Source organism: Novosphingobium sp. ST904 (assembly GCF_001298105.1).
GTDB lineage: Bacteria > Pseudomonadota > Alphaproteobacteria > Sphingomonadales > Sphingomonadaceae > Novosphingobium.
The window spans coordinates 1-26,389 of the sequence record NZ_LGJH01000108.1 but is presented as its reverse complement, the minus strand read 5'-3'; the positions used below and the strand labels follow the sequence as shown (position 1 = coordinate 26,389).

Annotated in this window: 24 protein-coding genes and 2 pseudogenes; 15 read left to right on the top strand and 11 right to left on the bottom strand. The window is 60.5% G+C overall.

Going from position 1 to position 26,389, the window contains the following annotated elements:
• Both ADT71_RS04095 and ADT71_RS04090 read left to right on the top strand, forming a co-directional pair.
• Positions 1-365: putative peptidoglycan-binding domain-containing protein (locus ADT71_RS04095; RefSeq protein ID WP_304437732.1), on the top strand; the 365-nt coding region annotated here is incomplete at its 5' end.
• A complete protein-coding gene (locus ADT71_RS04090; protein WP_054435380.1) occupies positions 362-730 on the top strand; it encodes a hypothetical protein in 369 nt (122 codons plus the stop codon). The genes ADT71_RS04095 and ADT71_RS04090, both read left to right, overlap by 4 nt.
• Before the next feature lie 559 nt (positions 731-1,289).
• Here ADT71_RS04090 and ADT71_RS04085 read toward each other — a convergent pair.
• The 5 genes from ADT71_RS04085 to ADT71_RS31140 all read right to left on the bottom strand — a co-directional run bounded on the left by ADT71_RS04085 (position 1,290) and on the right by ADT71_RS31140 (position 3,608).
• The gene (locus tag ADT71_RS04085; protein ID WP_132469102.1) at positions 1,290-1,496 is read right to left on the bottom strand and encodes a hypothetical protein; all 207 of its coding nucleotides are present in this window, start codon (positions 1,494-1,496) and stop codon (positions 1,290-1,292) included.
• 11 nt (positions 1,497-1,507) lie between these two features.
• Complete coding sequence (locus ADT71_RS04080; RefSeq protein ID WP_054435386.1) at positions 1,508-1,762, bottom strand: hypothetical protein; 255 nt, start codon at positions 1,760-1,762, stop codon at positions 1,508-1,510.
• A gap of 433 nt (positions 1,763-2,195) precedes the next feature.
• Positions 2,196-2,591 (bottom strand): type II toxin-antitoxin system HicB family antitoxin, encoded by a 396-nt coding sequence (locus ADT71_RS04070; protein WP_054435373.1) that lies wholly within the window; start codon positions 2,589-2,591, stop codon positions 2,196-2,198.
• Positions 2,592-2,626: 35 nt separating this feature from the next.
• The gene (locus tag ADT71_RS04065; RefSeq protein ID WP_231635563.1) at positions 2,627-2,809 is read right to left on the bottom strand and encodes a type II toxin-antitoxin system HicA family toxin; all 183 of its coding nucleotides are present in this window, start codon (positions 2,807-2,809) and stop codon (positions 2,627-2,629) included.
• A 208-nt stretch (positions 2,810-3,017) separates the two neighbouring features.
• Positions 3,018-3,608 carry a hypothetical protein gene (locus ADT71_RS31140; protein WP_132469104.1) on the bottom strand — a complete coding sequence of 197 codons (591 nt, stop codon included), beginning with the start codon at positions 3,606-3,608 and terminating at the stop codon, positions 3,018-3,020.
• Between the two features lie 424 nt (positions 3,609-4,032).
• On the opposite strand from ADT71_RS31140, the gene ADT71_RS04060 reads away from it, so the two are divergent.
• Both ADT71_RS04060 and ADT71_RS04055 read left to right on the top strand, forming a co-directional pair.
• Positions 4,033-4,302 carry a hypothetical protein gene (locus ADT71_RS04060; RefSeq protein WP_054435371.1) on the top strand — a complete coding sequence of 90 codons (270 nt, stop codon included), beginning with the start codon at positions 4,033-4,035 and terminating at the stop codon, positions 4,300-4,302.
• A 326-nt stretch (positions 4,303-4,628) separates the two neighbouring features.
• A complete protein-coding gene (locus ADT71_RS04055) occupies positions 4,629-5,807 on the top strand; it encodes an integrase arm-type DNA-binding domain-containing protein (protein WP_231635562.1) in 1,179 nt (392 codons plus the stop codon).
• 89 nt (positions 5,808-5,896) lie between these two features.
• Here the strand turns inward: ADT71_RS04055 and ADT71_RS32805 are convergent, their stop codons facing one another.
• Together ADT71_RS32805 and ADT71_RS04050 are read right to left on the bottom strand one after the other, a co-directional pair.
• Positions 5,897-6,073: a DUF5818 domain-containing protein gene (locus ADT71_RS32805; protein WP_255351604.1), complete on the bottom strand. Its 177-nt coding sequence runs from the start codon at positions 6,071-6,073 to the stop codon at positions 5,897-5,899.
• A gap of 33 nt (positions 6,074-6,106) precedes the next feature.
• Positions 6,107-6,766: a lytic transglycosylase domain-containing protein gene (locus ADT71_RS04050; protein ID WP_197282908.1), complete on the bottom strand. Its 660-nt coding sequence runs from the start codon at positions 6,764-6,766 to the stop codon at positions 6,107-6,109.
• Between the two features lie 127 nt (positions 6,767-6,893).
• Here ADT71_RS04050 and ADT71_RS04045 point away from each other — a divergent pair, with 127 nt between their 5' ends.
• From ADT71_RS04045 to ADT71_RS04020, 7 genes are all read left to right on the top strand, one after another.
• Positions 6,894-7,802, top strand: coding sequence for a toprim domain-containing protein (locus tag ADT71_RS04045; RefSeq protein WP_054435367.1), 909 nt, complete (start codon positions 6,894-6,896; stop codon positions 7,800-7,802).
• 103 nt (positions 7,803-7,905) lie between these two features.
• Positions 7,906-12,138 (top strand): strawberry notch family protein, encoded by a 4,233-nt coding sequence (locus ADT71_RS04040; protein ID WP_054435364.1) that lies wholly within the window; start codon positions 7,906-7,908, stop codon positions 12,136-12,138.
• 62 nt (positions 12,139-12,200) lie between these two features.
• The gene (locus tag ADT71_RS04035; RefSeq protein ID WP_054435385.1) at positions 12,201-12,614 is read left to right on the top strand and encodes an MbcA/ParS/Xre antitoxin family protein; all 414 of its coding nucleotides are present in this window, start codon (positions 12,201-12,203) and stop codon (positions 12,612-12,614) included.
• Positions 12,611-13,330 (top strand): RES family NAD+ phosphorylase, encoded by a 720-nt coding sequence (locus tag ADT71_RS04030; RefSeq protein WP_054435363.1) that lies wholly within the window; start codon positions 12,611-12,613, stop codon positions 13,328-13,330. Before ADT71_RS04035 ends, ADT71_RS04030 begins: the two co-directional genes overlap by 4 nt.
• A 418-nt stretch (positions 13,331-13,748) precedes the next feature.
• The gene (locus ADT71_RS04025; RefSeq protein ID WP_231635560.1) at positions 13,749-14,702 is read left to right on the top strand and encodes an aminotransferase; all 954 of its coding nucleotides are present in this window, start codon (positions 13,749-13,751) and stop codon (positions 14,700-14,702) included.
• On the top strand, positions 14,702-15,106 hold the full coding sequence (locus ADT71_RS32800; RefSeq protein WP_231635559.1) for a hypothetical protein: 405 nt from the start codon (positions 14,702-14,704) through the stop codon (positions 15,104-15,106). Before ADT71_RS04025 ends, ADT71_RS32800 begins: the two co-directional genes overlap by 1 nt.
• 93 nt (positions 15,107-15,199) lie before the next feature.
• Positions 15,200-18,217, top strand: coding sequence for a DEAD/DEAH box helicase (locus ADT71_RS04020; RefSeq protein ID WP_231635558.1), 3,018 nt, complete (start codon positions 15,200-15,202; stop codon positions 18,215-18,217).
• 157 nt (positions 18,218-18,374) lie between these two features.
• On the opposite strand, the gene ADT71_RS04015 is transcribed toward ADT71_RS04020, so the two are convergent.
• The 3 genes from ADT71_RS04015 to ADT71_RS35420 are packed head-to-tail and all read right to left on the bottom strand — an operon-like array spanning position 18,375 to position 21,093.
• A complete protein-coding gene (locus tag ADT71_RS04015; RefSeq protein WP_054435361.1) occupies positions 18,375-19,832 on the bottom strand; it encodes a hypothetical protein in 1,458 nt (485 codons plus the stop codon).
• Positions 19,829-20,461: a hypothetical protein gene (locus ADT71_RS35425; RefSeq protein ID WP_197282907.1), complete on the bottom strand. Its 633-nt coding sequence runs from the start codon at positions 20,459-20,461 to the stop codon at positions 19,829-19,831. The genes ADT71_RS04015 and ADT71_RS35425 overlap by 4 nt, the downstream gene beginning before the upstream one ends.
• The gene (locus tag ADT71_RS35420) at positions 20,386-21,093 is read right to left on the bottom strand and encodes a DUF4365 domain-containing protein (RefSeq protein WP_369818162.1); all 708 of its coding nucleotides are present in this window, start codon (positions 21,091-21,093) and stop codon (positions 20,386-20,388) included. Before ADT71_RS35420 ends, ADT71_RS35425 begins: the two co-directional genes overlap by 76 nt.
• 464 nt (positions 21,094-21,557) lie before the next feature.
• Between ADT71_RS35420 and ADT71_RS04005 the strand changes: the two genes are divergently transcribed.
• From ADT71_RS04005 to ADT71_RS03990, 4 genes and pseudogenes are all read left to right on the top strand, one after another.
• Entirely contained in the window at positions 21,558-23,546 is a 1,989-nt protein-coding gene (locus tag ADT71_RS04005) for a ParB/RepB/Spo0J family partition protein (protein WP_054435359.1), read from the top strand.
• A 155-nt stretch (positions 23,547-23,701) separates the two neighbouring features.
• Positions 23,702-24,643 carry an ArdC family protein gene (locus ADT71_RS04000; RefSeq protein ID WP_054435357.1) on the top strand — a complete coding sequence of 314 codons (942 nt, stop codon included), beginning with the start codon at positions 23,702-23,704 and terminating at the stop codon, positions 24,641-24,643.
• Between the two features lie 11 nt (positions 24,644-24,654).
• Positions 24,655-25,077: a hypothetical protein gene (locus ADT71_RS03995; protein WP_054435356.1), complete on the top strand. Its 423-nt coding sequence runs from the start codon at positions 24,655-24,657 to the stop codon at positions 25,075-25,077.
• A gap of 299 nt (positions 25,078-25,376) precedes the next feature.
• Positions 25,377-26,117, top strand: a pseudogene (locus ADT71_RS03990) (DUF2493 domain-containing protein); the annotation flags it as partial.
• 81 nt (positions 26,118-26,198) lie between these two features.
• Here the strand turns inward: ADT71_RS03990 and ADT71_RS03985 are convergent.
• A pseudogene (locus ADT71_RS03985) lies at positions 26,199-26,389 on the bottom strand (IS3 family transposase); the annotation flags it as partial.

Sequence of the window (26,389 nt, the reverse complement as noted above, 5' to 3'; positions counted from 1 at the left end):
GCAGGCCGGGGTTCTACCCCTTGCTCACGTTGGACCCGGGCGTTGCGGCAGAGGTGATCGATACCGGCATCAACATGGGGCCCGCCATCGCCTCGCGGTTCCTTCAGACCGCCATCAACGCGAACTGTGCCCCGGCGCGCCTCACGGTGGACGGGAAAGTGGGGCGTGCGACGATTGCCGCCTATTCAGCGTGCCAGCGCAGCATCGGCGCCGTAACGTTCTGCACCCGCGTCCTCGGCTCGCTCGATGCGCAGCAGGAGCAACGCTATCGCCGCATCGTCCAGAACCAACCTTCGCAGGCCGTATTCCTGAAGGGCTGGATCGCGCACCGGATCGGCAACGTCGACCGGGCGAGCTGCCAATGATTCCCGCTTCATGGCTCGCCGGCGGAGGGTTGATCCTTGCTGCCTGCGGCTTCGGCGCCGGGTGGACGGCTCAGGGCTGGAAGCGTGACAGCGGCGAGCTGACCGAACTTCAGAAGGTGACGAAAGACCTTCACGATCAGGGCGAGCGGCAAGCCGTGATCGCCAAGGCATACGAGGAGGAGCGAGCCCATGGCCTTGCCCAGTCGACCATCCGAACGAACACGATCCAGACGATCTACAAGGATCGCCCCGTTTCTGCCGATTGCGCTCTTGAGCCTGCTGCTGGCGTCGTGCTCGACGACGCCATCCGTGCCGCCAACGCCCGTGCAGCAGGCCAACCTGAGCCAGCGTTGCCCGGGCATTGAGGCCCGGCCTGAGCCGTTCGTTGATCCGCCGCGCGCCCAATGGGAGGAGCGGCTTGTCTCACAGTATGGGGATTGTGCCGGGCGGCATTTCCGGCACGGTGAGTTAGAGGGACGATAGGTTTCGGCCCGGACCTAAAGCGCGTTGTAGCGTACAAGCTCTTCGCAGCGTTCGCAGGGATTTTCCACCGTACAGCCTGGCCGATTATCAGGACAAAAAGGTAAAATCCGCCTCTTCCACGCGAGTAATGCGCGCAACCACTTTCTCATCATCCGCCCCAGATGTGTGCTTTCGATATCCGAACTAGGTAGAAGGCGGCGATCACACAAGCCATTTTTTACATATACTTACTTAAGGGCACGCGCTTGCCCGCTTTTTCAGCAGCTCAAATTTGCCGGTCACATCGAAAAAATTGCAACACGAAGCCGCATTCTTAGTTTCTCGCTGAAGGCCGCCCGAGAGAGAGGTCACAGGGAGGTTCCTTTGTTCGAAATCGACTAGGCGCGAACTCAGGTCCGAAACTTCATCAAAGGCCGCCCTCTAAGCATGCGGGGCGGCCTTTCATTTAGCTACGGTCAGAACCAGGTCAGTCAGCTCGACTTGGGGCACTTCGATCATGTCGCTGCTGATATCCAGCTGTTCGCGCAGAGCGGCAACCAGCGGGGGCACGAGGTCGCGAAGCTGTATCAGGTCAGCTCGGGTGCCGGCGCGGCTTGCTGCCAGTGCATGGAGCCGCTCGGCATGCTCGATCAGTTCGCCATAGCTCATATTCCGCATCCTCAATAGCTGGCCCAGTCAAGCTCGGCTTCGTCGAGCGCTTCAAACATGTCGCCCTCTGCCTGGCCCATGCTCAGGCGCTTTCGCACCGCTTCGGGATCGCCCTCGCGCGGGAAGCCGCGATCTGCGGCGGCACACTTGGCAAGCTCGCCGACCAAGCCACCGCGGTCGACCTGCGTAAGCAACCGGCGGCCGAAGGCTCCGCGCTCGCCAGAAGCATGGACTGGGGTTGAGGGCTGATCTTGAAAGGCTGTCATCTCGATATCCTCGCTACCGAATCGGTAGCAAGCCGTAGCATGTTCCATATATGTTCGCATCATGGTCCGGCGCAGCACACCTCAGAAAATCGTAGATGATCGCGCGTTTCCGATCCGTATCCTGTTCTACGAAAAGGACATCGCGGTCGGAAACTACGCCCGGATCATGAATTGGCTTGGGGGCAACATGAGGCTTGGAGACTACGCCGAACACGGCGGGCCAAGTTCGGCCGACAGGACCATCGCTTACTATTTCCGTACCATGAAGACGCGCAGCGCTTCCGTGCTGCCTTTGCGGATATCGAGCTGGCGGATGGTACCGCACTAGACAGTTACCATTCGCCCCATGTGTCCGCCGGCAAGAGGTGGTACCGGAATGGTCCCCTGACTTAACCGGTCTGCTAGCGCGGCCGACCAGCAGCGTTTGCAACCGTCAGCGGTGAGCGCCCTGAATTTCGTTCCGGGCTGCCTGAGCGACGAATGCGCTGCGCGTCAGACGGCGCTCGGCGGCCGCCTTGTCGATCGCGTCCAGAATGCCGCGCTCCAGAGACAGGTTCACACGGGCGACGCGGTGGTCGTTCACGATGCGGGGAACGGCGATGATCGTTGCGCCGGCCGCCAGCGCTTCGGCCGCTGCCGCCTTGATCTGGTCAAGACGGCTCGGCTCAACCTCATCCTGATCGTCGAACCAGAGTTCCAGCGCCTCGCAGGCGTTCGGCAGGATCTCTTCGGCGGTGTCCGCGGCGGAGAAGCAGCCGGGAAGGTCCGGGAACGTCACGCCATATGCGCTGTCGCCGTCCTGCTCCATGATTGCGTAGAAGTATTTCATGGTCTTTCCTTTCAAGCCCAGAGTGGTGGGGCTGGTCAGAGCCAGCCCACCGTCTTTGCTATGTTCCGGGCGGTTCCGCCGGGGAGATCTTTCTTGGGGTGCGGTACGATCACTGTCTGGCTGCCCTTCCGATATTTGTGGTGAGAGCCTTTCGTTGAAATGTGCTCCCAACCTTCATCCAGAAGGCGCTTGATGATCTTTTTGCTATCCCGTTCCATACGCAAATATATACACATGATCCGGCCGCGGGTCAAATGCTTTTGCGCAATTATTTGCGCACGAATGGCAGCCCCACGGTTAGACACTTACCGCCGGATGCGGCAGGAATGCGTGGGCCGTTCGGGATAGGTTAGACACTGGAGCGGGGCGGAAGTCTGCAAATTGCGAAGCCCGGCTCGAAATCGAACCTCACCTGTGGGTTTGGCATCAGGGGGCATTGGCCAGGGGGCGTTCTGCTCCTGCCACGAACGCATCCCATTTGAGGCGGGCCGCCATTTCCTCACTTACTAGTAGGACGTTGAATATAAGTCCATCGCCAAACTGACCGGTAGCTGCGAATACTTCCAGCTCATCAGAATAGTTAATGCGGTATTTAAATCGATTTCCATAGTCGAAGTTGCGTCGTGTTCCGTGAATGAGAATTGGTGTAATTGATTGCCATGTTTCTAAGTGGGCTTGGTGGTTTGTAGCTTTTCCTTGAAACCATGCAGACCAAGCGATTGATGATGATTTTGCGGATCTGCCAACGTGTTTATAGAACAGCGCACGGGCGAGCTTCCAGAGATAGCGCCGAGTGCGGATGCCGAATTCCGGATGCACGGTCACGATCGCGACTTCGCTCAATGGCGTTCCCGCAGGTCGTTCAATTCCCAGGTCGGAAAGTGCGCGGCGCTTTTGATTAGGCGTCAAATTGTCAAACGAGTTCATGTGCGGCAAGTTGTTACGCAAGCCGTCGATCAACCGAGCAAATCCCCTTTCGTCGAAAAGGTGCGGGTCGTGATTGTTGAAGTGGACCATGCATGAGAACGCGATTTCATCGAGTCGCGTCTCTTTTTGGCATACGTCGCACGCGGGAAACTCGTAGCCTTCCGGTCCCTCGCGATAAGGAAAACTTGCCCTGTTCGGTACATGGTCAACGGTTGTGGTTGGCTCCTCGCCCCCACAAAAGCAGCATACCGGGTTTTCTGCGAAAAAACGCTCTCGCTTGGCTCGTCGTTGTCCCATTCCCTTATTAAAGCGGTGAGGGGCCTGAATTTCCAGTGCAAGATGCAGTGCCTGTCGACTATGGCTGAAATTACGGCTTCAGAGGCGGATGCGGGGCAAGGTGTTTTCAAAACGAGAGCGCACCTTCGCTACCGGCAGTGCCATACCCCCACGACACCTCGTGCATCCGTATTTTCCCGATGTTACCATTTCCTCTCCGAAGAAGGAGGGTACGCGTATGAACATGTTGGAACGAGCGGCGCGGGCGTTGGCGAATTGCCAGCACGGGCCGGACTGTTGGGAAGGTCTGGACGACGATTTGCAAGTCCAGCTGATCGAAGAGGCGAGGGCGGTCATTGAGGCGGTGCGCGAGCCTTCCGAAGAGATGAGCCGGGCCGGAGAAAAGCTTCTGAGTGACGAACGCATGCACTCGATTTCGCACATCGACATGCATGATTCATGGGTCGTCATGGTCGACGCATTGCTGCACAAAAACGTCGCTGGGTAGGGGCGAAATTCGTTTACACGGCCTCGGGCGACTGACGGATTTCTGCGGTTTTTCCGGGGTGGTGTTTACAGGAAAATCGTTTATTTACAGTGGCGATCAAGAAATCATAATCCGCGTGTCGGGGGTTCGAGTCCCTCCTCCGCTACCATCCCTTGATCCGGAAGCTTCCACTAGCTTCCGCATTTTTCCAAAAATCGAAAGAAAAGCAGAGGGTTGCGGGTGATTCGCGTCCGCATGCGCCCATGGTCTTCCACATGCAGCCAGATTTGGTGTGGGGGTATTTTGGGGGTATTTTCGCGGAGTATCGGAAAGGAGCGATACCCCCAATGCCCCTCACGGAGATTCAGGCCCGAAATTCCAAGCCACGCGAGCGCGCCTACAAGCTGACCGACGGGGAGGGCTTATTCCTGTTCGTCCAACCGAACGGGTCAAAGTTGTGGCGGATGAAGTACCGCTTCGCGGGCAAGGAGAAGTTGCTCTCGTTCGGCGCTTACCCAGACCTCGGGATAGCTGCAGCGCGCGACAAGCGCACAGCCGCAAAGGCGTTGTTAGCCGAGGGCAAGGATCCAATGAAATCCAAGGGGGAAGTGATCTCGCAGGAGGGAGCCACCTTCTTCGAGGTCGCAAAGCGCTGGCATGAAAATCGAAAGAGCGCGTTGAATGCTGCGCATGCCGAACGCGTCTGGTCGCGCATGGAAAGGGACGTCTTTCCAGCCATCGGCGAGAAACTCGTGCATGAAATCACGGCGCCCGACGTACTGGCAATGATCCGCAAAATTGAAGCAAGAGGCGCGCTCGATATCAGCCGACGTGCGAAACAAGGGGTGGGGCAAGTCTTCCAGTTCGCAATCGCGTGTGGCCTGGCCTCGAATGATCCAACGACGCATTTGCGTGGGGCGCTAAAGCCGCGACCTAGAGTGAAGCATATGAGCCGGCTGCCGCTCAGCGAATTGCCCGCATTCATCGATAATCTGCATGCCTACCAGGATGAGGGCGAACGACGGTCCGCGATCACCCGTGATGCAGTTCTCTTTGCGCTCCTGACTTGGGTTCGAACCAAGGAGCTCCGCTTCGCCGCCAAATCCGAGTTTGAAGACTTGGGTGGCAAATCACCTGTCTGGCGCATACCAGCAGAGCGAATGAAGATGGGACGAGAGCATTTGGTGCCCCTCTCGCAGCAGGCAACGCACATCGCGAAATCTATGATAGCAGCAGCGCCTGGCGAGTTTCTCTTCCCGGGCAACGGCCCGAACAAACCGCTTTCAGAGAACACAATGATCTACGCGCTCTATCGTCTTGGATACCACAGCCGCCAAACCGTGCACGGCTTCCGGGGCTTGGCGAGCACCTGGGCCAATGAGCAGTTGGTCGAGTTTGGCAAGCCGCCCATGTGGATCAGGAAATACCATGAAGATTGGGTCGAACTACAGCTCGCGCATTCGGAGAAAAACGACGTGCGTGGAGCTTACAATGCCGCCGAATACCTGGCTCCCCGCGCCGGATGATGCAGGACTGGGCTGATTATCTGAACGGCGGGAAGGTGATCGACATCAAGAAGGCAGGGAAGCGGGCAGCCTGATAACGATGGCTTCGGTCAGACCGGTCCAATCCAGTCTGCGCGCAAACGATCTCGACCTGCGACAACCCCTTCGACAATCACCACTGAACCGACGAATTCGCATTCGCGTTCGTCGCTCTCGATGATCCAGACGACTTCGTCTGTTGTGGTAAGGAACATTCCACGTCTACCGCGGCTTAACGTCCCCGACACGCGTATTCGACCCGTACTCACAATGCTCCCCGCTTAAAAACGCCAATGGCGCAGCACTTCACGCACATAGGCCGGCGTCTCGCCATTGCGAGGAATACCGCCGGCGCGCTCGACGGCACCTGGACCTGCGTTGTAGGCAGCGAGGGCCAGATGAACCACCCCGAACTTGTCCAGCATCTGGCGTAGGTATCGGGCCGCACCCAAGATGTTCGCCTTGGGATCGAAGCGATTTGAAACGCCAAGGTCCCGCGCTGTCCCTGGCATCAATTGCCCCAAACCTGCGGCGCCGGCCTTGCTGATGGCCAAGGGATTATATCGTGATTCCGTCCATACAAGAGCGTCGAGAAGGCCGCTTGGTAGCGAGTACTGAGCCTCAGCAGCGTAAACATGAGGAAGGTAGCTTGCCCGACGGAAGCCTGACGGCGCGCTGCCTTGGGGCTTTGGATATCGATAGGGCAGATAGGTTCGACTTGCATCGGCAGCCGGCGGCTCGAACGAGCCCGCTGGAGGCATTCTCCAAATGCCGTGTTCGACGAGAAGAAAGCCATCGGTCCCTTCTGCGACGCGGAAGCCATCGGTCGTCGACTCCGATGCAACGGTAATCTGAGGGGGCTCCAGTTCCTGCGCGTGAGCGGGGAGGACGAACCCAAATCCTGCCATTGCTACTGCGGCTACTGCCCATTTCAGTTTCATTCCCGAATCCTTTGATGGTCGAATCGGGAAAGAACATATATAGAACATGTCATGTAGGAAAATGAAACGTCAGCGACTCAGAGCGGAGGCTGCGCGGGTGGAGGCACGTTACGATGGAGATGCCCCCATGCACCAACACCGAACATCCCAATTCCAAGGCATGCAGCTGGAAACCCGCGCACGCAAGATAGTCGAGCAGATGGGCGGCACCTGGTCGCGTTCGCGCGGGATGTGCTGCTGCCCGGCCCACGACGACCGCACTCCTTCGCTAAGCATCACCCTCGGAAAGCGTGCAATTCTTGTTCATTGCTTTGCCGGCTGCGCGAACGAGGCGGTGATAGAAGCCATGGCCGGGCACGGAATACGAATTGCGGACCTGTTCGATGGGACGAGTGATCCGATCGTGACCGAACCGCGCGAGGAAGTCGCCAATCGTAATGCGCTGAGGCTCTGGCGTGAGGCATCGACCATCGCCGGTAGCCCTGTCGAGCGATACCTCGAGACCAGAGGTATCACGATTTCGTCGACCGAGCTGCGTTTCCACCCGCGCATGCCTCTGGGGCCAAAGGGTGCTGTCCGGTTTCTTCCCGCGATGATCGCGGCCGTACGCAGTGACGCCGGGATTCTGGCGCTGCACCGCTCCTTCCTCAATCTGGAAAAAAGCAGCTTGGCTTCGTTTGATCAGCCCAGGCGTGCGTTAGGCAGTCCCGGTTCTGGCGCAGTGCGTTTCGCATACCCGGATGAGGGACGCCTTGGCCTCGCAGAAGGAAACGAAACGGCCCTCTCAGCGATGCAAATGTTCAATGTTCCCTGCTGGGCGACGCTGGGAAACGAACGCTTCGGCCAGGTCACAATCCCGGAATCGGTGCGGCAGCTGTATCTCTTTGTCGACAATGATGCGGGCGGGCGCCTTGCTGAAGAGCGTGCGCGCGAGGCTTACGCTTGCGAAGGCCGGCTGATTGTCACCAGGCGTCCGGAGCTAGCCGGCGACGACTGGAATGATGTGCTGATGCGCTCAGTCCGAGCTGCGGTCTGAATGTCAGTGAGAGGAAAGCGGGCTTGGGGCCTTGTGAGGCCCCCGGGCGGATCCATCCGACCGGACACCCGGACAAACCCAGGGCCTCCTCAGGAGGTCTCTTATGTCACACGCAAATACCGCTTTCGCATTTTCCGATCCCGCCGAGCCGCAAGTGTTGGCAGCGGCGAGGGCGCTGGCCGCGCGGCTCGCTGCTGATCAAGCAATCTCGCGGCTCACCATGAACGCCACCATGGCCGATCACTTCGGCGGTAGCGACGCCGAAGGGCGCTGGTCCATTCGCGATGCCCATGCCGCACTTGAATTGGCGCAGGTGCTGTTTCTGGCGCAGGCAACCGAATTCTCACCTACGATGTCGTCCAGCTTTGCTGATGAGGCTTTCATGCGCCTTGAAGCTCTGGTCCCAACCCAGTCCAACCGGAGCGACGAGCAGATCGAGTGGCAACAATTCGCAACGCCGCCCCGCCTGGCCTGGATCGCGGCGAAAGCATGCGCGATTTCCGCCAATGAAATGGTTCTCGAACCGTCGGCCGGCACCGGGATGCTGGGCGTATGGGCGGCAAAGGCATGTGCCCGCCTCGCGCTCAACGAGATTTCGCCGCTGCGCCGCGAATGTCTGGGCTCCGTCTTTCCGGAGGCGACAGTCACGGGATTTGACGGCGAATTGATCGATGAACTTCTCTCGCCCGAGGTGGGGCCGAGCGTGGTGCTGATGAACCCGCCCTATTCACACGGGATCGAGAGGGGCCACGATAGCCGCACTGGCGATCGACACTTGCGTTCTGCCTGGAATCGCCTTCTGCCCGGCGGCCGTCTGGTCGCAGTGATGCCCGAATGGTTCGCGCTTCCGAAGTTCCTTGCCGGGATCGCTGGTCCCGTCTCGTTGCGCCTCAACGCGACGATCGAGCGCGGTTTCGTCAAGCAGGGCACGTCTATCTCAACCCGGCTCCTGGTAATCGACAAGGCTGAGGATCGTGACAGCCCGATCATCGCTCAGCCGGCAAACTTTGCCGAGCTTTATTTGCTGATCGATACGCTGCCTGACCGGGTGAGTCTGCCCACCGAGCCCAACATCCGTATCAAGCCAGCCTTGCCGCTTCAACTGGTGGCGACCAGGACGAAGCCGGTTCCACTTAAGGTCCATCCGGCCGCGGCGGGGCCGTCGATCCTGCCGGTTGATTTTACTCCGCTGGACGCACCTGCGCCGATCGAAAGCCAGGTTGGGCATTATCTGCCGTATCGACCGAGCCGGATCTCAATTGCAGATGCGGTCCCGCATCCGACCCCGCTGGTCGAGTCCGTCGCGATGGGTTCGATAACCGCACCGGTGCCCGAAGTGGTGCCTCAGCTTCCTTCGAGCATCATTGCTGGAGGCGTCTTATCCGCTGCGCAGGCCGAGACCCTGATCTATGCCGCAAGCGCCCATGCCCGCGATCTGCCGGGCCGGTTCGAGCCCGACGACAAGGGCTGCGCCCTGAAGGCGAGCGCCGAGGGCCACGCCTATCGCATGGGCTACTTTCTTGGTGACGGAACTGGCGCAGGCAAAGGCCGGCAAGTCGCATCTGTCATCCTCGACCGGTGGGTGAGGGGTGGACGGCGCCACATCTGGATTTCCAAGAACGAAGCTTTGCTCGAAGATGCCCGCCGCGATTGGAGCGCGCTCGGTGGCCTTCCCATCGACATCCAGCCGCTCGGCCAGTGGAAGCTCGGTGTCCCGATCGGGATGCGCGAGGGCATACTCTTCGTTACTTATCCGACACTGCGCTCGGGCCGCAGCGACGCGACCAGGCTCGAGCAAATTCTCGAATGGGCAGGAGAGGACTTCGACGGTGTCATCGTTTTCGACGAAGCCCATGCGATGGCCAACGCCGCTGGCGGGGAAGGCTCACGTGGCAAGGTCAAGGGATCGGAGCAGGGCATTGCCGGTGTTCGCATTCAGAATCTGCTGCCGCGCGCCCGTGTGCTCTACGCTTCTGCGACCGGGGCATCCGACGTCAATAATCTCGCCTATGCTACTCGTCTTGGCCTGTGGGGGCCCGAGACGGCTTTTGCCAATCGCGGAGCCTTCGTCGCAGATATCCGCGATGGCGGTATCGCTGCAATGGAACTGGTCGCCCGTGATCTGAAGTCACTCGGACTGTACGCGGCGAGGGCACTTTCATTTGCCGGAGTTGAGTACGAGATTCTCGAGCATTGCCTGACCCCCGATCAGGTAGCGGTATACGACGCCTATGCAGACGCCTGGGCAATCATTCATGCCAACCTGCGCGAGGCACTCGAGGCAACCCGGATCGTCGACACTGACAGTGGCGATACCCTGAATTCAGGCGCCAAATCGGCGGCGCTTTCGGTCTTTGAAGGCACCAAGCAGCGCTTCTTCGCGCAGCTCCTTCTATCGATGAAGCTGCCGAGCCTGCTGCCTGCGATTGATACGGCACTTGCCGACGGCAACGCGGTTGTGGTGCAACTCGTCTCGACCGCCGAAGCCATGCTCAATCGCCGCCTCGCTGATCTCTCCGATGCAGAACGTGAAGCGCTCGAAATCGATCTCTCCCCCCGCGAATACGTGGTCGATTACCTCACTAAAAGCTTTCCCGTGCGGTTGATGTCCGTGTTTACGGACGAGAACGGCAATGCTCGGTCTGAACCGATGAGTGATGAGAACGGTGCTCCTGTTCTCTGCCGTTCGGCGCTTGCCGCGCGCGATCGCATGATCGAGCAGCTTTGTGCCTTGCCGCCGATTGCGACGGCGCTCGATGCGATCATCGAACGGTTCGGTGTCGATCAGGTCGCCGAAGTCACGGGCCGTACCCGCCGCCTGATCGTCGGACGCGATGGACGCCAGGTGCTCCAGTCGCGCTCTCCGCGCGCCAATGTCGCCGAGACGCGAGATTTTATGGACGGGACCAAGCGAATTCTGGTCTTCTCCGATGCCGGTGGCACCGGTCGCAGTTATCATGCCGACCTCACCGCCAAGAACCAGATGCGCCGGGTCCACTTCCTTCTTGAGCCGGGCTGGCGGGCCGATGCCGCAATTCAGGGCCTTGGCCGTACCAACCGCACCAATCAGGCATCTGCCCCGCTGTTCCGCCCGGTGACCACCGACGTGCGTGGCGAACGTCGGTTTATATCGACCATTGCACGGCGGCTCGACAGCCTCGGAGCACTGACCCGAGGGCAGCGCCAGACTGGTGGGCAGAACCTCTTCGATCCTGCCGACAATCTCGAGAGTACCTACGCCAAGGAGGCGCTTCATCGCTGGTTCGGCCTGTTGTTCGCCGGCAAGCTCGAAGCCGTTACGCTCTCTCGGTTTGAGGAATTGAGCGGGCTCAGGATCGAAGGGCCCGACGGCGGGATGGTCGATGACCTGCCAACAATCCAGCGCTGGCTCAATCGCATCCTCGCGTTGCCGATTGCTTTGCAAAATTGCATTTTTGACGAGTTTCTCGGCCTCGTCGAAGCGCGGATCGATGCAGCACGCCAGGCCGGCACGCTCGACATTGGGGTCGAGAGTATTGCGGTAGAGCATTACGAGGTGCTGACCGACACGCTGCTGCGCACCGATGCGCTGTCGGGTGCGACTACGCACCTCTTGGAACTCGAGATCGCCCGCGCGCTCAAGCCTTTGCGTCTCGAACGGCTGGAAGAGCTCTACGGCTTGTCAGGTTCGCGTCAGCAACTTCTGCGCAATGCGCGCTCAGGCCGGATCGGGCTGCTTGTCCCGGCGCGAAGTCTGCTCACCGACGAAGGTACGCGTGTGGCCCGCTTCGAGCTTGTCCGCCCCTTGAAGCACGGACACATCACCGCCGATCAACTCGAAGAGAGCAATTGGGAAACGGTGGATCCAACCGAATTTCGCCGCCTCTGGCAGTCGGAGGTCGATGATGCCGCCACAAATCACAAGCGTGAGCGACTGCATCTTGCAACGGGCCTGCTGCTTCCGGTGTGGGACAAACTCCCTTCCGACTATGTTCGCGTCAGCCGGATTTCGGCGCGAGACGGACGCTCGCTGTTAGGCCGGGAGGTTCCGCTCCATTGCGTGCCCGAACTATGCCAGGCGCTTGGTCTTGAAGACGAACATGCCTTCTCGGCAGAGCAAATCGTCGATGCGGTGATCGGGACCGGGCGGCCGATGCAAATCAAAAGCCGCGAAGCGCTCATGCTCAAGCGCAGCCTCGTCAACGGCGCGCAGCGGCTCGAACTGGCAGGTTGGTCGGCGTCGCGGCTCGACTGGTACAAAGCACATGGGTGCTTTACCGAGATCATCCGCTATCAGACGCGGCTTTTCGTTCCGACCACGCACGCAGTGGCGGTTCTGGCGCGGCTTGCAGGTTGAATTTGACGCCATCTTGCCAAATGGCATTCAAAGCTCTATATGATGCCATATGGAGAATAGTCATGTTGGCTTTGCAACCCGTTGATACCGTCCCCCACGCCTTCCGACCCGATCCTGTAACTCAGGAGGAAGCAGCGGCGATGTTTCGCGCCGTGCTGAACCTCTTCGGCAGATGGGAACTCACAGACGAGCAGGCCGCGACTCTGCTCGACATGCCGGTTCGCTCCTATCGGCGGTGGAAGGCTGAGGGTGCAGGCCGTGTCTCGCGAGATGGTGCGGCGCGGCTCTCCAACCTGATGGGTATCCATAAGGCGCTGAGGATCATCTTTTCAGAAGCCCAGCGTGGTTACGCCTGGATCAAGGCAAGTAACGCCGCTTTTGGTGGAGCGAGCGCGCTCGACGTCATGCTTGGCGGTGAGTTGACCGATATCATGCGGGTGCGTCGCTATCTTGATGCCGAACGTGGTGCTTGGTGACTGATCCCAAGGCAATTCCAATTGCTCAGATCGAGTGGAAAGGTGCTGTCCGGATTATCCGCAGTGCCTTTCCACCGATCGACCTGTTCGAAGATATCGCAGACCCCGCAGACTGGCCGCTGCTGATCTCTGCCGAGCAAAAAACCAATCCCCGCATCATGGCGACGATCGGCAATCTCGATCTTGTACCTGCTGACCGCAGGGTAGGGGGAAACGGAGCATCCTATCTGATGGCCCCTTTCACGCATGTCAGCACGGATCGGCCCAGTCGCTTCACCGATGGAACCTACGGCGTCCTATACGCGGGGGATGCATTCGAAACTGCGCTGTTCGAGACAATCCATCATCATGCCCGCTTCATGGCTCGCACATTCGAAGCGCCAGGTTGGACCTCGCAGTTCCGTGAGATCATCCTTTCGGTGAGCGCTGATCTTCATGATCTCAGGAACCTTGCCGCCGGCGATCCCGCGCTTGATCCCGACAGCTACGCCGCATCGCAATGCCTCGCTGTTGAACTCAAAGGAGGTGAGGCCGAAGGTGTTGTCTATCCGAGCATCCGGCATCCGGGTGGTGAATGTGTCGGCTTGTTCTACCCCGATTGTGCGTCGGACCCCATTCAGGGCCGTCACCTCGACTACCACTGGGACGGAACGGGTGTCGACCTGGTTCGAGACGCGGGATCAGGTGCTGTATTTCGAGTGGTGGATGCTGTGTAGACATAAAATCCAACGTCTGGTTTCTGTTGCGGTGATTCCGGTGCCTTTGCGCCCCAAACTCGGTCATTAACGCGCCACCGCCGACTCCCTGAAAGCGGACGTCGGAGTGTTGGATACGGAACAATCGCGATATCGGACACTCCGTAAAGGCTCCTTTCAGTATCGTAATCCGGGATAGCGGACATTATTGCCAGAGTTCTGGCGGGTCAGCTGAGCGCTCAAATCCGGTCTGTGCGACGGAAATCTGCACAACCTAATTCGGTCGCGGTGAATAGCAGAAATAGAGCGGGATGGCGCGCCAATTGGCTGTGGACATCAGGCCGAGCCAGCGTCAACGCAATTATGGCGCAACTGAGTCCCTTTTAAGGCTTCATGCCGCTGCGCAATTTTCATACATACGGCGCAGGGGAGCTCGACATTGACCTTGCACAATTGCCCACCGCCAAAGGCTGCGCTGGCACGATGGCTTAAAGACTATCCGAGCGAGGTCGACAATTACGGTCACCTTTTGCTTGAGCAAGATTGTGACTGCGACGATGATCTAATCGCCGATTTCGTGACCTATTTTGAATCCGCGCATGCAGATGCGCGCGCATTTTTCCACGAACAGATGGGCATCGAGCTTCACCCCGATGCGGATGCCCCCGCAGCGCATATCACTTATCCCACTTGCCTACCGCCGATAACGCGACGTGGCCTGTTCGGTGAAGTCATGGCCGGCATGCTTACCGAACATTATGATTATGTCGGTTGCCATGACTGGACGATCCCGGTCTTCCTGTTCCGCTATCATGAAGATGCCGAGGCCTATCTGTTCGCCCTTGTCCGCGATCCCGAGCGGAAGCGCGAAGTCTATGGCCGTCGCGGATCGGACTTCCTCGCCCTCGCGCTAAACGACGCTGGTGAGATCGAGCGGTTTATCGTCGGCGAGGCGAAATGGCGGAAAAAGCTCCAGCCATCGGTCGTCGCCGAGCTCATGTACGGAAAGAAAAAGAAGAACCCCGAGACCGACGAACTCGAGCATGACGGCAAGGGTATCTGGTTCCAAATTAATCGCGATATTCCCGCGCCGCATGGCCTTCGGCAGCTCCAGCGCCTGCTTCGCGACATCGATCCGGACGGCTATTCGGCAGCAATTGCGACTCTCGACCGGGTACTGGTTACCCGCAATGCCCAGCCGCTCCCCCGCACCAACCTCATCCTGATTTCAGGTGGGGGTGTGCCGAGCCGGGAAGCGACCCACTCGCTGATACCGTGGGACGCGGTGCCGGAGGACTACACTGCGACGTACGATCTGCAGGTGGTCGAACTCATCCTCAAAGATGGCGATAAACTGATCGACGGTGTCTATGACGCCCTCTGGCCAATCTGATGCCGGTGCACGATCCCCAACGTCTCGAAATCGCGAACGGCGCCCGCATCGGGCTCGCGCTCGAAAACGAAATATCGGCCAACCAGGCACGCTCCTATGTCCGCTGCCTTCAGATCGGCTGGCAGGTCGATACGATCGGCTGGAGCAATGCAGACTCGGAAGCCCAGTTGGCGGATGCACGCAGCCTGTTGCAAGCCGCCGAGATCTTCGCCGAAATCGAAGGCCATGACGCTCCGCGCGCGATCGACTGCTATCGGCGTGCCGGGGAAATCCTCGAATGGCTGGCGCGCTCCGCTGACGCTATCAGGACCATCGCCCCGATCGAACTGCTGGCCGGCGCGGCGTTTCAGCTGGGCGGCTTGCCCGCCATGGCGTCGGGACTGCTGGGTCAACTCGATCTCTAAGAGGAGGGGGCTCGCCTATTCGCGGACTTTTTCCGTGCCGATTTCGACGCCGTCCTTGTCCATGCGATGGCGTTTTGGGGGCAGAACGGCGATTTGACTGACGCTGCGTCTTCGCGCCAAATCCTGGATCAGGACGAAGACGATCGGCTGGCCTGGTATTTCACGGTCGAACTGATCCGTGCACTCGGTCTCTACGCGGATTCGATTAGGCGGGGGGATGACCGCCGCCTCGCCAAAGCCGCCGCCAAGCTCAAGGCACTCGACGCCATGGCCGTGCGCACATTCAGCGACGATGTGGCGCTGTTGATCAGCCTATTACGGCAGGTCGGCGAGCGCTTCGCCGACGCCAGCATTTATCGTTCGGTCCGCGCCCTTGGGCAACTCAATGTCGAGCGCATACCGCGCATGCTCGCGTTCGCGCGCGATCAGTTCTCGCGCGGTCGCGGTATCCTCTGGTCGTCGCAGCGTGCTGGCCTCACGCGCCTGCTCGAAAACTCATCCTTTGCGCTCTGTACGCCGACTGGCTCGGGCAAGACCCTCGTCGCCAATCTAGGCTTGGTGAAGGAACTGCTGCTGCGCGATCATGGCGAGGTCGTGCCGCTCGCGCTCTACCTCGTTCCGTCGCGCGCGCTCGCCGGGGAAGTCGAGGCCAAGCTGACCGCCGAACTTGGCCGCGATCTCATCATTACCGGCCTTTATGGCGGCGCCGACTGGGGCATCACCGATTATTGGCTGAACGCCGACCAGCCGACCGTGCTGATCGCCACCGTCGAGAAGGCCGATGCGCTCATGCGCTATCTCGCGCCCCTGCTGCTCAGTCGGCTGAGGCTGCTGATCGTCGACGAGGCCCACCAGGTACTCCCCGAAGATACAGAAAGCGGCCGGAGCGACTTCGCCGATCACAGCAGCCGGTCGTTGCGGCTCGAGAGTTTCGTCGCTCGCTTGCTCACGCAGGCCCCCGATATCACACGGATCGCCCTGACCGCAGTCGCAGGCGGTGCTGCCGGACCCGTCGCGCGGTGGATGGAAGGGCATAGCGAGGCCGCCGCGATCGGGACACGCTATCGCAGCACCCGGCAGGTGATCGGCGTTCTCGAAACCGCATCGGAACGGCGCAGCACCATGTTGCTCGAACTGATGAACGGCCGTCCGCTCTATGTGCAGGGCCGCGACGCCCCGGTGTATCTCAACCTTACGATTCCGCCGATGGCGCAGTTGCCGGCGCAGATGCGCTCGAGCCTCAACCGCTTCAATCAGGTCACCGTCTTGTGGACCGCGCTCCACCTTGCCGCGACCGATCGCCGCATCCTGATCTCGCTCGCGCAGGAACCTGAGCAGACGATGGGCTGGTATGTCCAGTCGTTCGCACTCCCGGCCTGGCAAGGGCTCCCCGTGTTCGTGCCGCCGGAAGGCATCGGCGGCGCGTTGTTCGCCGAGGCGCGGGCCGCCTGCGTCGATTATTGTGGGCCGGAATCCTACGAAGTGAAGCTGCTCGATCGCGGCATTGCGACCAGCCACGGCCAGATGCCGCAGCGCCTACGCCGCCTGATGGTGGCGCTGATCGACGAAAAGATCTGCCCGATCACGGTCGCAACCGCCACGCTCACCGAAGGCGTGAACCTGCCGTTCGACATCATCTTCGTGACCTCGCTCAAACGCAGCGCCTACGATAACGTCAAGCAGGAGCCGATCATCACGCCCTACACCCCGGCCGAGTTCCGCAACCTCGCCGGTCGTGCCGGACGCCCGGGCGCGACACGGGGCATGGAGGGTCTGACGCTAATCGCGCTGCCAACCACCATCGCTACCACCGCAAATGGGCAGAAACAGACCCAGCGCAACCAGATGGACGCCCTGCGTGAGGATTATGACGCCCTGCGTGAAAAGCTCCGGCTCGATGAACTGGCTGGCGACGCAACGCTCAGTCCGCTCGCTATGCTGCTCCAGGAGCTGCGCGACAAGGCGCGGGTCTATTTTGGGCATTTGACTGACGAGGCATTTCTCGACTGGCTGGAACAGGTCGAGCCGGGCGAAGTCAGCGATGATGCCGGAACCGGCGCGACCGGCGGATTCGCTCGATTGGCAGACACCGTCGACGAACTCGATGCCTTCGTCATGACCGCGCTGGAGGAACTGAGTCTCCTCGATCCTGCACTCGACGGCGTGCAGGCCGAGGCCAAGCTCGCGACGCTATGGCAAAAAACCTTCACTGTCGCTGCCGCTGCGCAAGAGGCTTGGCTCGAACAGGCGATCGTGCGCCGGGGTCGCGCGATCGTCGAGGATATCTATCCCGATGCCGACGAACGGCGCCGCCTCTATCAATATGGCTTCTCGCCTTATGTCGGGCGACGTTTCGAAGCGATTGCGCCGGAACTTGGTGGTCTCCTGGCGGCCGCCCTTGATTACGGCACCGAGACGCCAGCCCAGCGCCTTGCGCGGTTCGAGGCGCTGGGTGAATTGCTGAAGGAGGATCGCGGCTTCGGATTCCGCGTGCGCGACACCGTCACCGACCAGACCATCCTCGATAACTGGACCGACGTTCTTGGCTGGTGGATGCGCGGGCCCGACGGGGCCGTACCCGCCGCCGGTGATCTACGGGCGAGGCAGCGCTTCGTCGCCGATAATCTCGAATTTCGTCTGGGGGTCGCCATCGGTGCGGTCGTCGCGCAGAAATGGACCGCCGGAGCCGGTGATCCGCTAGCGGTCCCCTCGCTTGCCGAGTGGAAAGTGACTACCGGGCTCCCCTGGTTCGCCTTCTGGGCGCGCGAGCTGTTGCGCTGGGGAACGCTCGATCCCTTCGTTGCCTTCGCCCTCGCGCAGGGGCGCGCGAAGACGCGCGAGGATGCCGAAGCACAGAGGCCTGTATTCGAGGATTGGCTCGGCGAAGTGGTCGCGCGCGACCCCCGAAGACCTGATCGATCCCCAGCAGTTTCTGGCCTGGGAACGGAGTCTGCCTGCCCGCGAGCGGGAGCGCGCCGAGGCTGTGCCGGAGGAAGCCGAGCTGACGGGGACGGCCGGCGCCATGAAACGCTACAATGTTCTGCCGATGGCCGGTGTGGACGAAGTCATCTGGCTCGACGCGTCTGGTTACGAGCTTGCACGGTCGCCTGACGAGTTTGGACTGTATGACCGGTCGGATCTTGCTAATGATTACGTGCTCGATGCCGAGGGGCAGGCTACCGTACGGCGCGTATTCGCCCGCTACGGGCGTCGATGATCCCCTCGGCAATATCTGCGTTTGAGCCAAAAGCCTCAAACTTGGAGCGCTCTACATGTAGAAGCTGTAGCGAGGAGCAATCTCTTGACCATCGGGGACGTACTTTAACACCTCGCCCACTTGCTTCGCTGCAGCGATCGTGATGGGCAGGCCGTTATCGAACTGGGTGTTGTTCCAATTCATCTTCGTCAAGGCCAGCATCTCGGCCGCCACATGTTGTAGCGGCTGACCCAGCGCCTGGCACCGTAACATCAGTGGTCTAGGGACATACATGCCAGGATACGTCCTAAAGAACTCGACGCTGCCGCGGGTGTAAAGGAGGGCCTGGTCCTTCTCGAAGCGGAGCAGCGATCCTCGCAACGGCGGATACACACCGAGCCGGTAGAGTCGTGTCATCGACTTCTGCACCCAGATCAGGTCGGCATAGTCGATGTCGCGCTCGTCGATGGCCTTGTGGAAGCCGGCCAACTCATTCCGATCGAAACGCGATGTTTTATGAAGCACCACACGCGCCGGATAGTGGCCGTGCTGCTGTCGGAACACTTTCAGAGAGTTCCGGAGCAGTTCATAGGCGTCTTCGGCCGTGAGATGCGGCCGTCGATCCTCCTCGCTCTCCACCATCCGACCGCCACGTAGGATCAGACCCTCGCCACGCTCGTCGAACATCTGCGCGGTGCTGGTGTGAACATGCTCGCCGTCGATCGAGCGGTAGAAGCTGAGCCCGACAAACGATGTCCGCAACTGTCGCGCATCCCGAGCGAGGCGCCAAGGTAGCCCTCCCGCCTTGTAGTAGACCGCGGTTAGCAGATTCCAAGCAATTGTGGCCGGGTCCTGCGTCCGACGGTCGCTGTTCTCCTTCAGCTTGCGCGGAATTTTGTAAGCTGGATCGAAGGTCGTGGGCCACAGAAGCTGGATCGGCAGATGTAGCCGCATGCAGGACGCCTTCAGCATACCCCGAAAGTCGAGTTCGGGACCACTTTCGTCCGGGGCGCCATCATCGTTCTCAGACGAAGTCGCCGCTCTCGCGTTGTAGGTCCGCTGGATTATCTCGATTGGTAGCGCGACCAGTACTACATCCGGCTTCGTCGTCCGCTCGGAAAGCACGCCGATCTCGTCGGCGATGCTCTCCACGACTGCCCTTGTCATTTCCCGCTGCCCCGGAATGGCAGCCAGCCTCGCGATCTCCTTCGGCGGCAGAACACGCTGGAGTTCGTCCGAAGTGACGAACTCGCACCGGAACGCCTCCTCGAAAGACAGGCCAGGGAAAACCGGAAATAGGTTGGGTTGGCGGCTGGCCTTGGCCTCGAACCCGGTTCGGCAGCTCTCCAGCCAGCGGGCCGTGCCTTCGACGGTCTCGGCGCTTCCGACGATGCCAACCTTGATACGCTTCGGCGCGCCCTCCATGCCGGCATCGAACGGACCGTAGTCCATCAGGCCAAACCTGATATCGACATGCCGCATGGCCCCGCCGAACTCGAGGGGCGGCTCGGTTAGGTGGCTCAGCTTCACGAGGCCGCTTCCGCCTGGGCCCAGTCGAACAGCGGGGAGCCCGGGTCCCCCTCCTGCGACTTCCAGAGATCATCAGGAACGCCGACCTCGAGGCACAGCGGATCGAGCGCCGAGAAACCGAGGAACGGATACTGGTCGGCGTAGAGCGTCGCCGTACCATGGGTGGTGAGGAAGTGCCTCCACATCACGAACTGTCCCATGACTGCCGCATTGTTCTCGAGCTCTTTGATCCTCTTCAGCCGCTCTCCTCCGAAAAGCTCATCAGGTTTGTAGCCGTCCCGGGTGAAATGGTAGGTCGGCGTGATCTCCGCATACCACTCGCTTCCGAGCCTGGTGAACCGGTGAAGGAACGCAGAGTGCCGGAAGTAGGCTGGCCGCGTGGGGTCGTCGCGCCGCTTCCCGTATCGCTTTACGACGTCCCGTGGAACGAAGCTCTTCAGGCTCTTGTAGGCATATCGGAGCTTGTCGCGGTCGCGGGGCTTGCGGAAGTAGTAGGCACCGCTGTCACGGTCATGCCAGAGCGTGGGCTGAACGAACCGCCCCATGGCCCGGTTCAGCAGCGCCACGAAGTCGCGCTGCCGATCCTCGTCGTCGCTGTCCGCCCACTCGTCGGAGCCGAACTCCTCCATCGCTTCCGCTTGGCATAGCTTGTTCCAAGGCCAGCGGTCCAAGTCATGGAAGGAAAGCACCGACTTGCTCCGGACGATCCACTCTCCACCGGCATCGGGATCGATCTCGCGTAGCGCCGCACCGAAGCTCTTGTCTGTGGCATGGTCCGTAGGAGCCCAGTATAGCGTCTTGCCGAACGAAACCCCAAGAAGGTTAACCAGCAAGTCTTCCTGGATGCGCGCACTCGGGGCGACCGCTCCTGGCGAAGTAGCGAGCGCAATCGCCGCGATAGCCTGCTTCGCGTTGCGGTCGAACACGTCGTTGTTTTTGTCGAAGAGACCTTCCGCGCCTTCAGCCGTTCGGGGTCCCTGAACCACTCCTTGATCGATTTCCAATAGGCAGTGCCGCGCTCCGGCAGAACGACGATGAGCAGCACCGGGGCAGTGCCGTGCAGCCAGTAGGAGATATCGTTCTCTGAGCACGGGAACTCGAAGCTGTCATCGGTCTCTGCCTGAAGACGCTGACGCTCGGTTGATTTGCCTTGGACCTGCAGCAGTAGGTTGCCGACCACCTCCGTTTGTTCGTCCCGAAGCTCGATGTAGCCGTCGATGCCGGCCTCGACGCCGCCGGTCGGGTAGAAAACGTAACCCATCGAATGGACGACCCCGTCAATGTGAGCCATGCCGCGCTGGCCTATGATATCGCTACGACCGATCTTCTTCATGCTTCCTCCGCTGGAAGCATATGTTCACTGTAGGTTCTTTTTCCAGTCCTGGAACGCAGAAGGTCTTTGCTATGCACAGTTACGGCGACAGCGAAGCGAAAGGAGCGCCAACAGGTTAGCGACTGTAGCGGCCTAGCCTTCGTTTTCGCGGACAATGAACGAACGGTTAGTGCTGATGAAGATCATTCGAGCCAAAAACCACCGCAACGTCAGCGACTGCGGGCCCACCCATTGTTACGCCCGAACGTCTGTTTTCGTACGTTTGCTGTTGTGTACCGGACAGATAGCAAGCGGCTCACCGCCAGGCATTGAGAGGGAAGGGGGCTTGCTTCTGACTGAGCCGAGTGAGCGTCGAAGGTCGATGCTTGGGCTCGTAATCAGGAGTACGTCCCATGATCAAGTCGATCCCGTTGACCAAGTTGGTCCAGTCCCCTCGCAATGTGCGCCGTCACGGTGACCCAGCCGCAGATTCCGAACTGAAAGCGAGCATTGCAGCCCATGGGTTGTTGCAGAACCTCATCGTTCGGCCTGCGGCTCGTGGCAAATTCGAGGTCGAAGCCGGAGAGCGACGCCGGTGCGCCTTGCTGGCGCTTGTCGAAGAGAAAGTCCTGCCGAAGGGCTATGAGGTTACCTGCCTCGTGCTTGAAGACGATGCGGAAATCGCAGTCGAAACGAGCCTGGCCGAAAACTTCCATCGCCTGGCGATGAACCCAGCCGACGAAGCGCAGGCGTTCGCCGCCCTGATCGAGGCAGGTGCCTCGACGGGAGACGTCGCGCGCCGGTTCGGACTGACGGTCCGCTTCGTCGAAGGCCGTCTGCGTCTCGCGACCCTTGCACCCGTCGTCTTCGATGCTCTGGCGGCCGGAGAAATCACTCTCGATCTTGCCAAAGCTTTCGGCGCGACCTCCGACCAGGAAATTCAGGCTCGCGTCTACGAAGAGGCTTCTTCGGGCTATTATGCGCCCAGCGCCGACAGCATCCGGCGCATGGTGCTCACCGGCACGGTCCGCGGCAGCGACGCTCGGGCCCGTCTTGTCGGGCGCGAGACCTATATCACTGCAGGTGGCCGGATCGAACGCGAACTCTTCGACGACGATGACAGCGAGTCCTGGGTCGATGTCGCGCTTCTCGAAACGCTCGCCGCGGAGGAGATGGAAAAGCGCGCCAAGGCGCTCGCAGCAGAGCAGGGGCTCGCCTGGGTCAAGCCGACGCTTGATGCCTATGCCAGTCACGATCTCGTCGAAGGCCTCATTCGACTTCCAGCCGAGCCGGCTCCGTTGACTGACGCCGAACTGGCTCGCCTTGACGAGCTCGATGCCTCGTACGACGCGCATGCGGCCATTCTTGAGGACGAAGACAGCGCCGAAGAAGCAATTGCTGCGGCCGAGGCCACGATCGAAGCGATCGAGCGCGAATGCCAGGACATTCGGGCAAAGCCCCCGGAGCTGGCACCCGAACTGAAGGCCGATGCCGGAACGATCCTCGTTCTCTCGCGCGACGGCACACCGGTTCTCCAGCCGGTGTTCTACGGCGAGCGCGACATCGAAGTCGTTGGTGACGAAAATGTCGTCGAAGTCGTTGCGAGTGTCGGCAGTGATGGCAAACGCCGTGCAGCGCTTTCCAAGCGGCTGGTCGACGAACTTGCGATGCAACGTCGTGACGTGCTCGCGCTCCATGTGGCATCGGATCCCGGCCTTTCGCTCGACATCATGGTCTTCACCCTCGCGGATGCCGACACCCACGACTGGCGGTCACGCGCGGCCACGACCCTGCGTGGCGGCGTCCCCGCGGGTCCGATTGTCGGGTTCGAAGCGAAGGATGCGCCGGCAAGCGCATCCCTTGCGGACCTGCGCTCGGGTCTCGATGAGAGTTGGCGATCTGGTGAAGACGCTTCGTCGCGCTTCAAGATGTTTCGGGCACTCGCTGATGAGAGTCGCGCAGCATGGCTCGGCTTTGTCGTCGCTCGCACGCTCGAGGCGAGCCTCAACATGGCAGGCGAACGTCAGATTTCGTTCCAGGATCATCTGGGCAGCAAGATCGGCATCGACATGGCGCAATGGTGGCGTCCGACCGCGGCGAACTACTTCGACCGCGTCTCGAAGCAGGTCATCCTCGATGCGCTCACCGATGTTGGCGGTTTGGAACTGTCCTCGCGCTTCGCATCGGTGAAAAAGGGCGATCTCGCGATGAGCGCCGAGCGCGTCTTCGCGGGGACCTACATCACCGAGGTCGAAGTTCGGGAAAGGGCGCTTGCCTGGGTGCCCGAAGTCATGCGCTTTGCCGACCTGCCGGAAATTACTGCCGATCACGAAGCGCAAGGTCCCGACGCGGATTGCGTCGCCAACGACGACAATCAGCCCCCGAGCGAGCTGGCCGCCTGACCTCCTCCTGACAGGAACGGCCGCTCGCCACCGTGAAGCGGTCCTCCGGCACATGCCGGGGGACCGCTTCCTTCATGGAAAGAGAGTGGAGGGGGCTCCGGGATCTCCGGCACTGACCGACGAAACTGTCGTCAGGCCATTTCAGGAGATCCAACATGGCCTATCGCAAGGGACAAAGCAGCGGATTGTCGCCTGCTGCCCGTATCACCCAGGAAATCATCGCCCGCCTCGAGTCCGGCACGAAGCCGTGGATCAAGCCATGGCGCGGTGTGCCAGTCTCGCGCCCATTGCGCGCGTGCGGCGTCCCATATCGCGGCATGAATGTTTTCTGGCTCTGGATGGTTGCCGATATGTGCGGTTACGCCTCGCCGTTCTGGATGACCTACAATCAGGCCAGAGAACTGGGCGCGCAGGTGCGCAAGGGTGAAAAATCCACCATCGCGATCTTCTACAAGAGCTACACCAAGGAGGTCGAAGCACCCGATACCGGCGAAAGAACCGACGAAAGTCGTCGCGTGTTGAAGGCCTATCCGGTTTTCAATGCCGATCAGGTCGAAGGTCTTCCGGAACGTTTCCATCCCGCCGCGACGCTTGAAGTGGTGGAACCCGAGGGCCGTCAGGCTGAACTCGATTCATTCTTTGCCAACATTCCGGCCGTCCTGCGGCATCAGGGCGACGAAGCCTATTATGAGCCAGTGGCTGACCGGGTGACAATGCCGCCTGCGCATCTCTTCTCGGGCTTCGACCACTATTACGCGACGCTCGCGCACGAGCTGTCGCATTGGACCGGTCATGCCAGCCGCCTCGACCGTAATCTCAAGAATCGATTTGGTTCTGCAGCTTACGCTGCCGAGGAACTCATTGCCGAACTTTCGAGCGCCATGCTTGGCGCTGAACTCGGTCTGCCAGTCACCCACCTCGATAGCCATGCGAGCTATATCGAGCACTGGCTCAAGCTCCTGAAGCAGGATGACCGTGCCATTCTCACCGCTGCCGCAAAGGCGGAGGAAGCATCAAGGCTTCTGCTCAAACTCGGAGGACGGATCTTTGCCGATGATACCGACGAAGCGTCTGCCGACGCTGCGTTGGCTGCCTGAAGGAGGGTGTCATGGGCCGATCGGTTAGCTACCCCAGCGGGGCCATAGTGGCCTTCACGGTGCTCGAAGTCGAAAACGACGACGACTGGCACTTCGAATATGAGTGGCTCCGCGAAGATCTGCGCGAGCGCGCAAGGCAGGCATTCCCTTCCCTGATCGCCCACGACGGTTGGCGATGCCGCGAAGACCGCATCCTCATGCGCAATGCTTACGCGGATTTCGGTGTGTCGGTTTACGCCGGCCTTGTTGCGGTGTGGATCGTCGAGCGTGACGATGGCGCCTATTGGGATGCCGATTGGCGCACGGCCAGATCGCCGAGGGCACAACGCTGGCTGTCCCAGATCGCTTCGCGCTTTGAAGCGTTGTTCGGCGACTACGTCTGCCTCGGTCACATGTCGAACGGGGAGGGCGTTTACGCAAAACGGGTAGCCTGATGCGCCAGTCACTATGGTCGTGGCGAAGTGCCTGTTCTCCCTGACGAAGCTTGTTTTTGCACTCATGGCCTGAAGCCATGCGAGAGAGGCCCTGGGCCAGCCGCCAGTCTGCCGCAACCCGGCTTGCGCAGGCCCGAGTTGGCCCGGCCCTGTGGGCCGTTGGCCTGCCCGCGCCAGCCTGCCCAAGCGGGTTTCCCCTGTCGGGTGCGGAGACTGCCTCAAGCTGGCCCTGACGGGCTCTCGCTGGCGCAGCCATGAGCGGGTGCGTCAGCCTCACGCCAGTCAGGAGGACAATACCCATGCACTCATCATTTTCCGAGCAACTTGCCGGCCTCGATCTTTCCGGTTTTTCGATTGGTCCTGCCCCGGTTTCCACCAATGATTTTCCAGGCCACGATGCGGTTGTACAAACTCTCGAAGCGGTCTGGTCCGATCTCTTTGCGATGGTCTCTGGGACTGCGCTCGAGGCCGATGCCGAGGACCTCGGCTGGGCGTTCGTCAACGTCTTCCACCGTTCCGCGACCCGCAAATCGGCCGCAGTCGACCGCGCAACCGACGAGGTCCGAGCGCTCCTCGCCACTGCCGATGGATCCGAAATTCACACCCATGAACTCGAGACCCAGGTTGAGCGTGCGCAGTGTGCCGAAGGGGCCATGCTCGCTCTCGAAGAGATGCGTGAGGTAGCCGCCGCCCTCTATCTCAACGAGTTCGGATCTTCGTGGAAGCCCGTGTCGAGTTCGCGCTTCAATCACAGCGCCATGCTGACTTCCGCGCTTGTCGAGGGCCGCGAGTTCGTCCGAGCACGCTCGGAAGCCAAGCGCCGCGCCGCTATGCCAGAAGGTACGCCAGTGATCTTTGCCGGTGGCCGCACACGCCATCCAAACGAGCAGGAGGCTCTAACCTTTGCCAACAATGTCTGGGCTACTCTGGACAAGGTCCACGACCGGGTTCCTGATATGGTTCTTGTCCATGGCGGTGATACCAAGGGTGTTGACCGTCTGGCATCCTCATGGGCGGAACGACGCAACATCCCGCAAATTGAAGCGCCCCGGGTTTCCAGGAGGCTCCAACTTGTGAGAAGGTGAAGCGCCCCGGGTTTTCAGGAGGCAGTTTTCATTTGGCTATGCAGCCATATCGAGGTTCTCGAGGGCTGCATAGTAATTGTCTTCGGCCTCAGCGGGCGGGATGTGCCCGATAGGGCCGAAGAGCCGGTGATTATTGTACCAATCGACCCAGCGCAGCGTTGCCATTTCCACGGCCGAAACGCTTGGCCATGATCGCTGCCGCCAGATGACCTCGGCCTTGTAAAGGC

Bases quoted from the DNA above. Each gene is read 5' to 3' on its own strand.
- ADT71_RS04090 (WP_054435380.1), top strand. From the start codon at position 362: ATGATTCCCGCTTCATGGCTCGCCGGCGGAGGGTTGATCCTTGCTGCC.
- ADT71_RS04085 (WP_132469102.1), bottom strand. From the start codon at position 1,496: ATGAGCTATGGCGAACTGATCGAGCATGCCGAGCGGCTCCATGCACTG.
- ADT71_RS04080 (WP_054435386.1), bottom strand. From the start codon at position 1,762: ATGACAGCCTTTCAAGATCAGCCCTCAACCCCAGTCCATGCTTCTGGC.
- ADT71_RS04070 (WP_054435373.1), bottom strand. From the start codon at position 2,591: ATGAAATACTTCTACGCAATCATGGAGCAGGACGGCGACAGCGCATAT.
- ADT71_RS04065 (WP_231635563.1), bottom strand. From the start codon at position 2,809: ATGGAACGGGATAGCAAAAAGATCATCAAGCGCCTTCTGGATGAAGGT.
- ADT71_RS31140 (WP_132469104.1), bottom strand. From the start codon at position 3,608: ATGGTCCACTTCAACAATCACGACCCGCACCTTTTCGACGAAAGGGGA.
- ADT71_RS04060 (WP_054435371.1), top strand. From the start codon at position 4,033: ATGAACATGTTGGAACGAGCGGCGCGGGCGTTGGCGAATTGCCAGCAC.
- ADT71_RS04055 (WP_231635562.1), top strand. From the start codon at position 4,629: ATGCCCCTCACGGAGATTCAGGCCCGAAATTCCAAGCCACGCGAGCGC.
- ADT71_RS04050 (WP_197282908.1), bottom strand. From the start codon at position 6,766: ATGAAACTGAAATGGGCAGTAGCCGCAGTAGCAATGGCAGGATTTGGG.
- ADT71_RS04045 (WP_054435367.1), top strand. From the start codon at position 6,894: ATGCACCAACACCGAACATCCCAATTCCAAGGCATGCAGCTGGAAACC.
- ADT71_RS04040 (WP_054435364.1), top strand. From the start codon at position 7,906: ATGTCACACGCAAATACCGCTTTCGCATTTTCCGATCCCGCCGAGCCG.
- ADT71_RS04035 (WP_054435385.1), top strand. From the start codon at position 12,201: ATGTTGGCTTTGCAACCCGTTGATACCGTCCCCCACGCCTTCCGACCC.
- ADT71_RS32800 (WP_231635559.1), top strand. From the start codon at position 14,702: ATGCCGGTGCACGATCCCCAACGTCTCGAAATCGCGAACGGCGCCCGC.
- ADT71_RS35425 (WP_197282907.1), bottom strand. From the start codon at position 20,461: ATGGAGGAGTTCGGCTCCGACGAGTGGGCGGACAGCGACGACGAGGAT.
- ADT71_RS35420 (WP_369818162.1), bottom strand. From the start codon at position 21,093: ATGGGTTACGTTTTCTACCCGACCGGCGGCGTCGAGGCCGGCATCGAC.
- ADT71_RS04005 (WP_054435359.1), top strand. From the start codon at position 21,558: ATGATCAAGTCGATCCCGTTGACCAAGTTGGTCCAGTCCCCTCGCAAT.
- ADT71_RS04000 (WP_054435357.1), top strand. From the start codon at position 23,702: ATGGCCTATCGCAAGGGACAAAGCAGCGGATTGTCGCCTGCTGCCCGT.
- ADT71_RS03995 (WP_054435356.1), top strand. From the start codon at position 24,655: ATGGGCCGATCGGTTAGCTACCCCAGCGGGGCCATAGTGGCCTTCACG.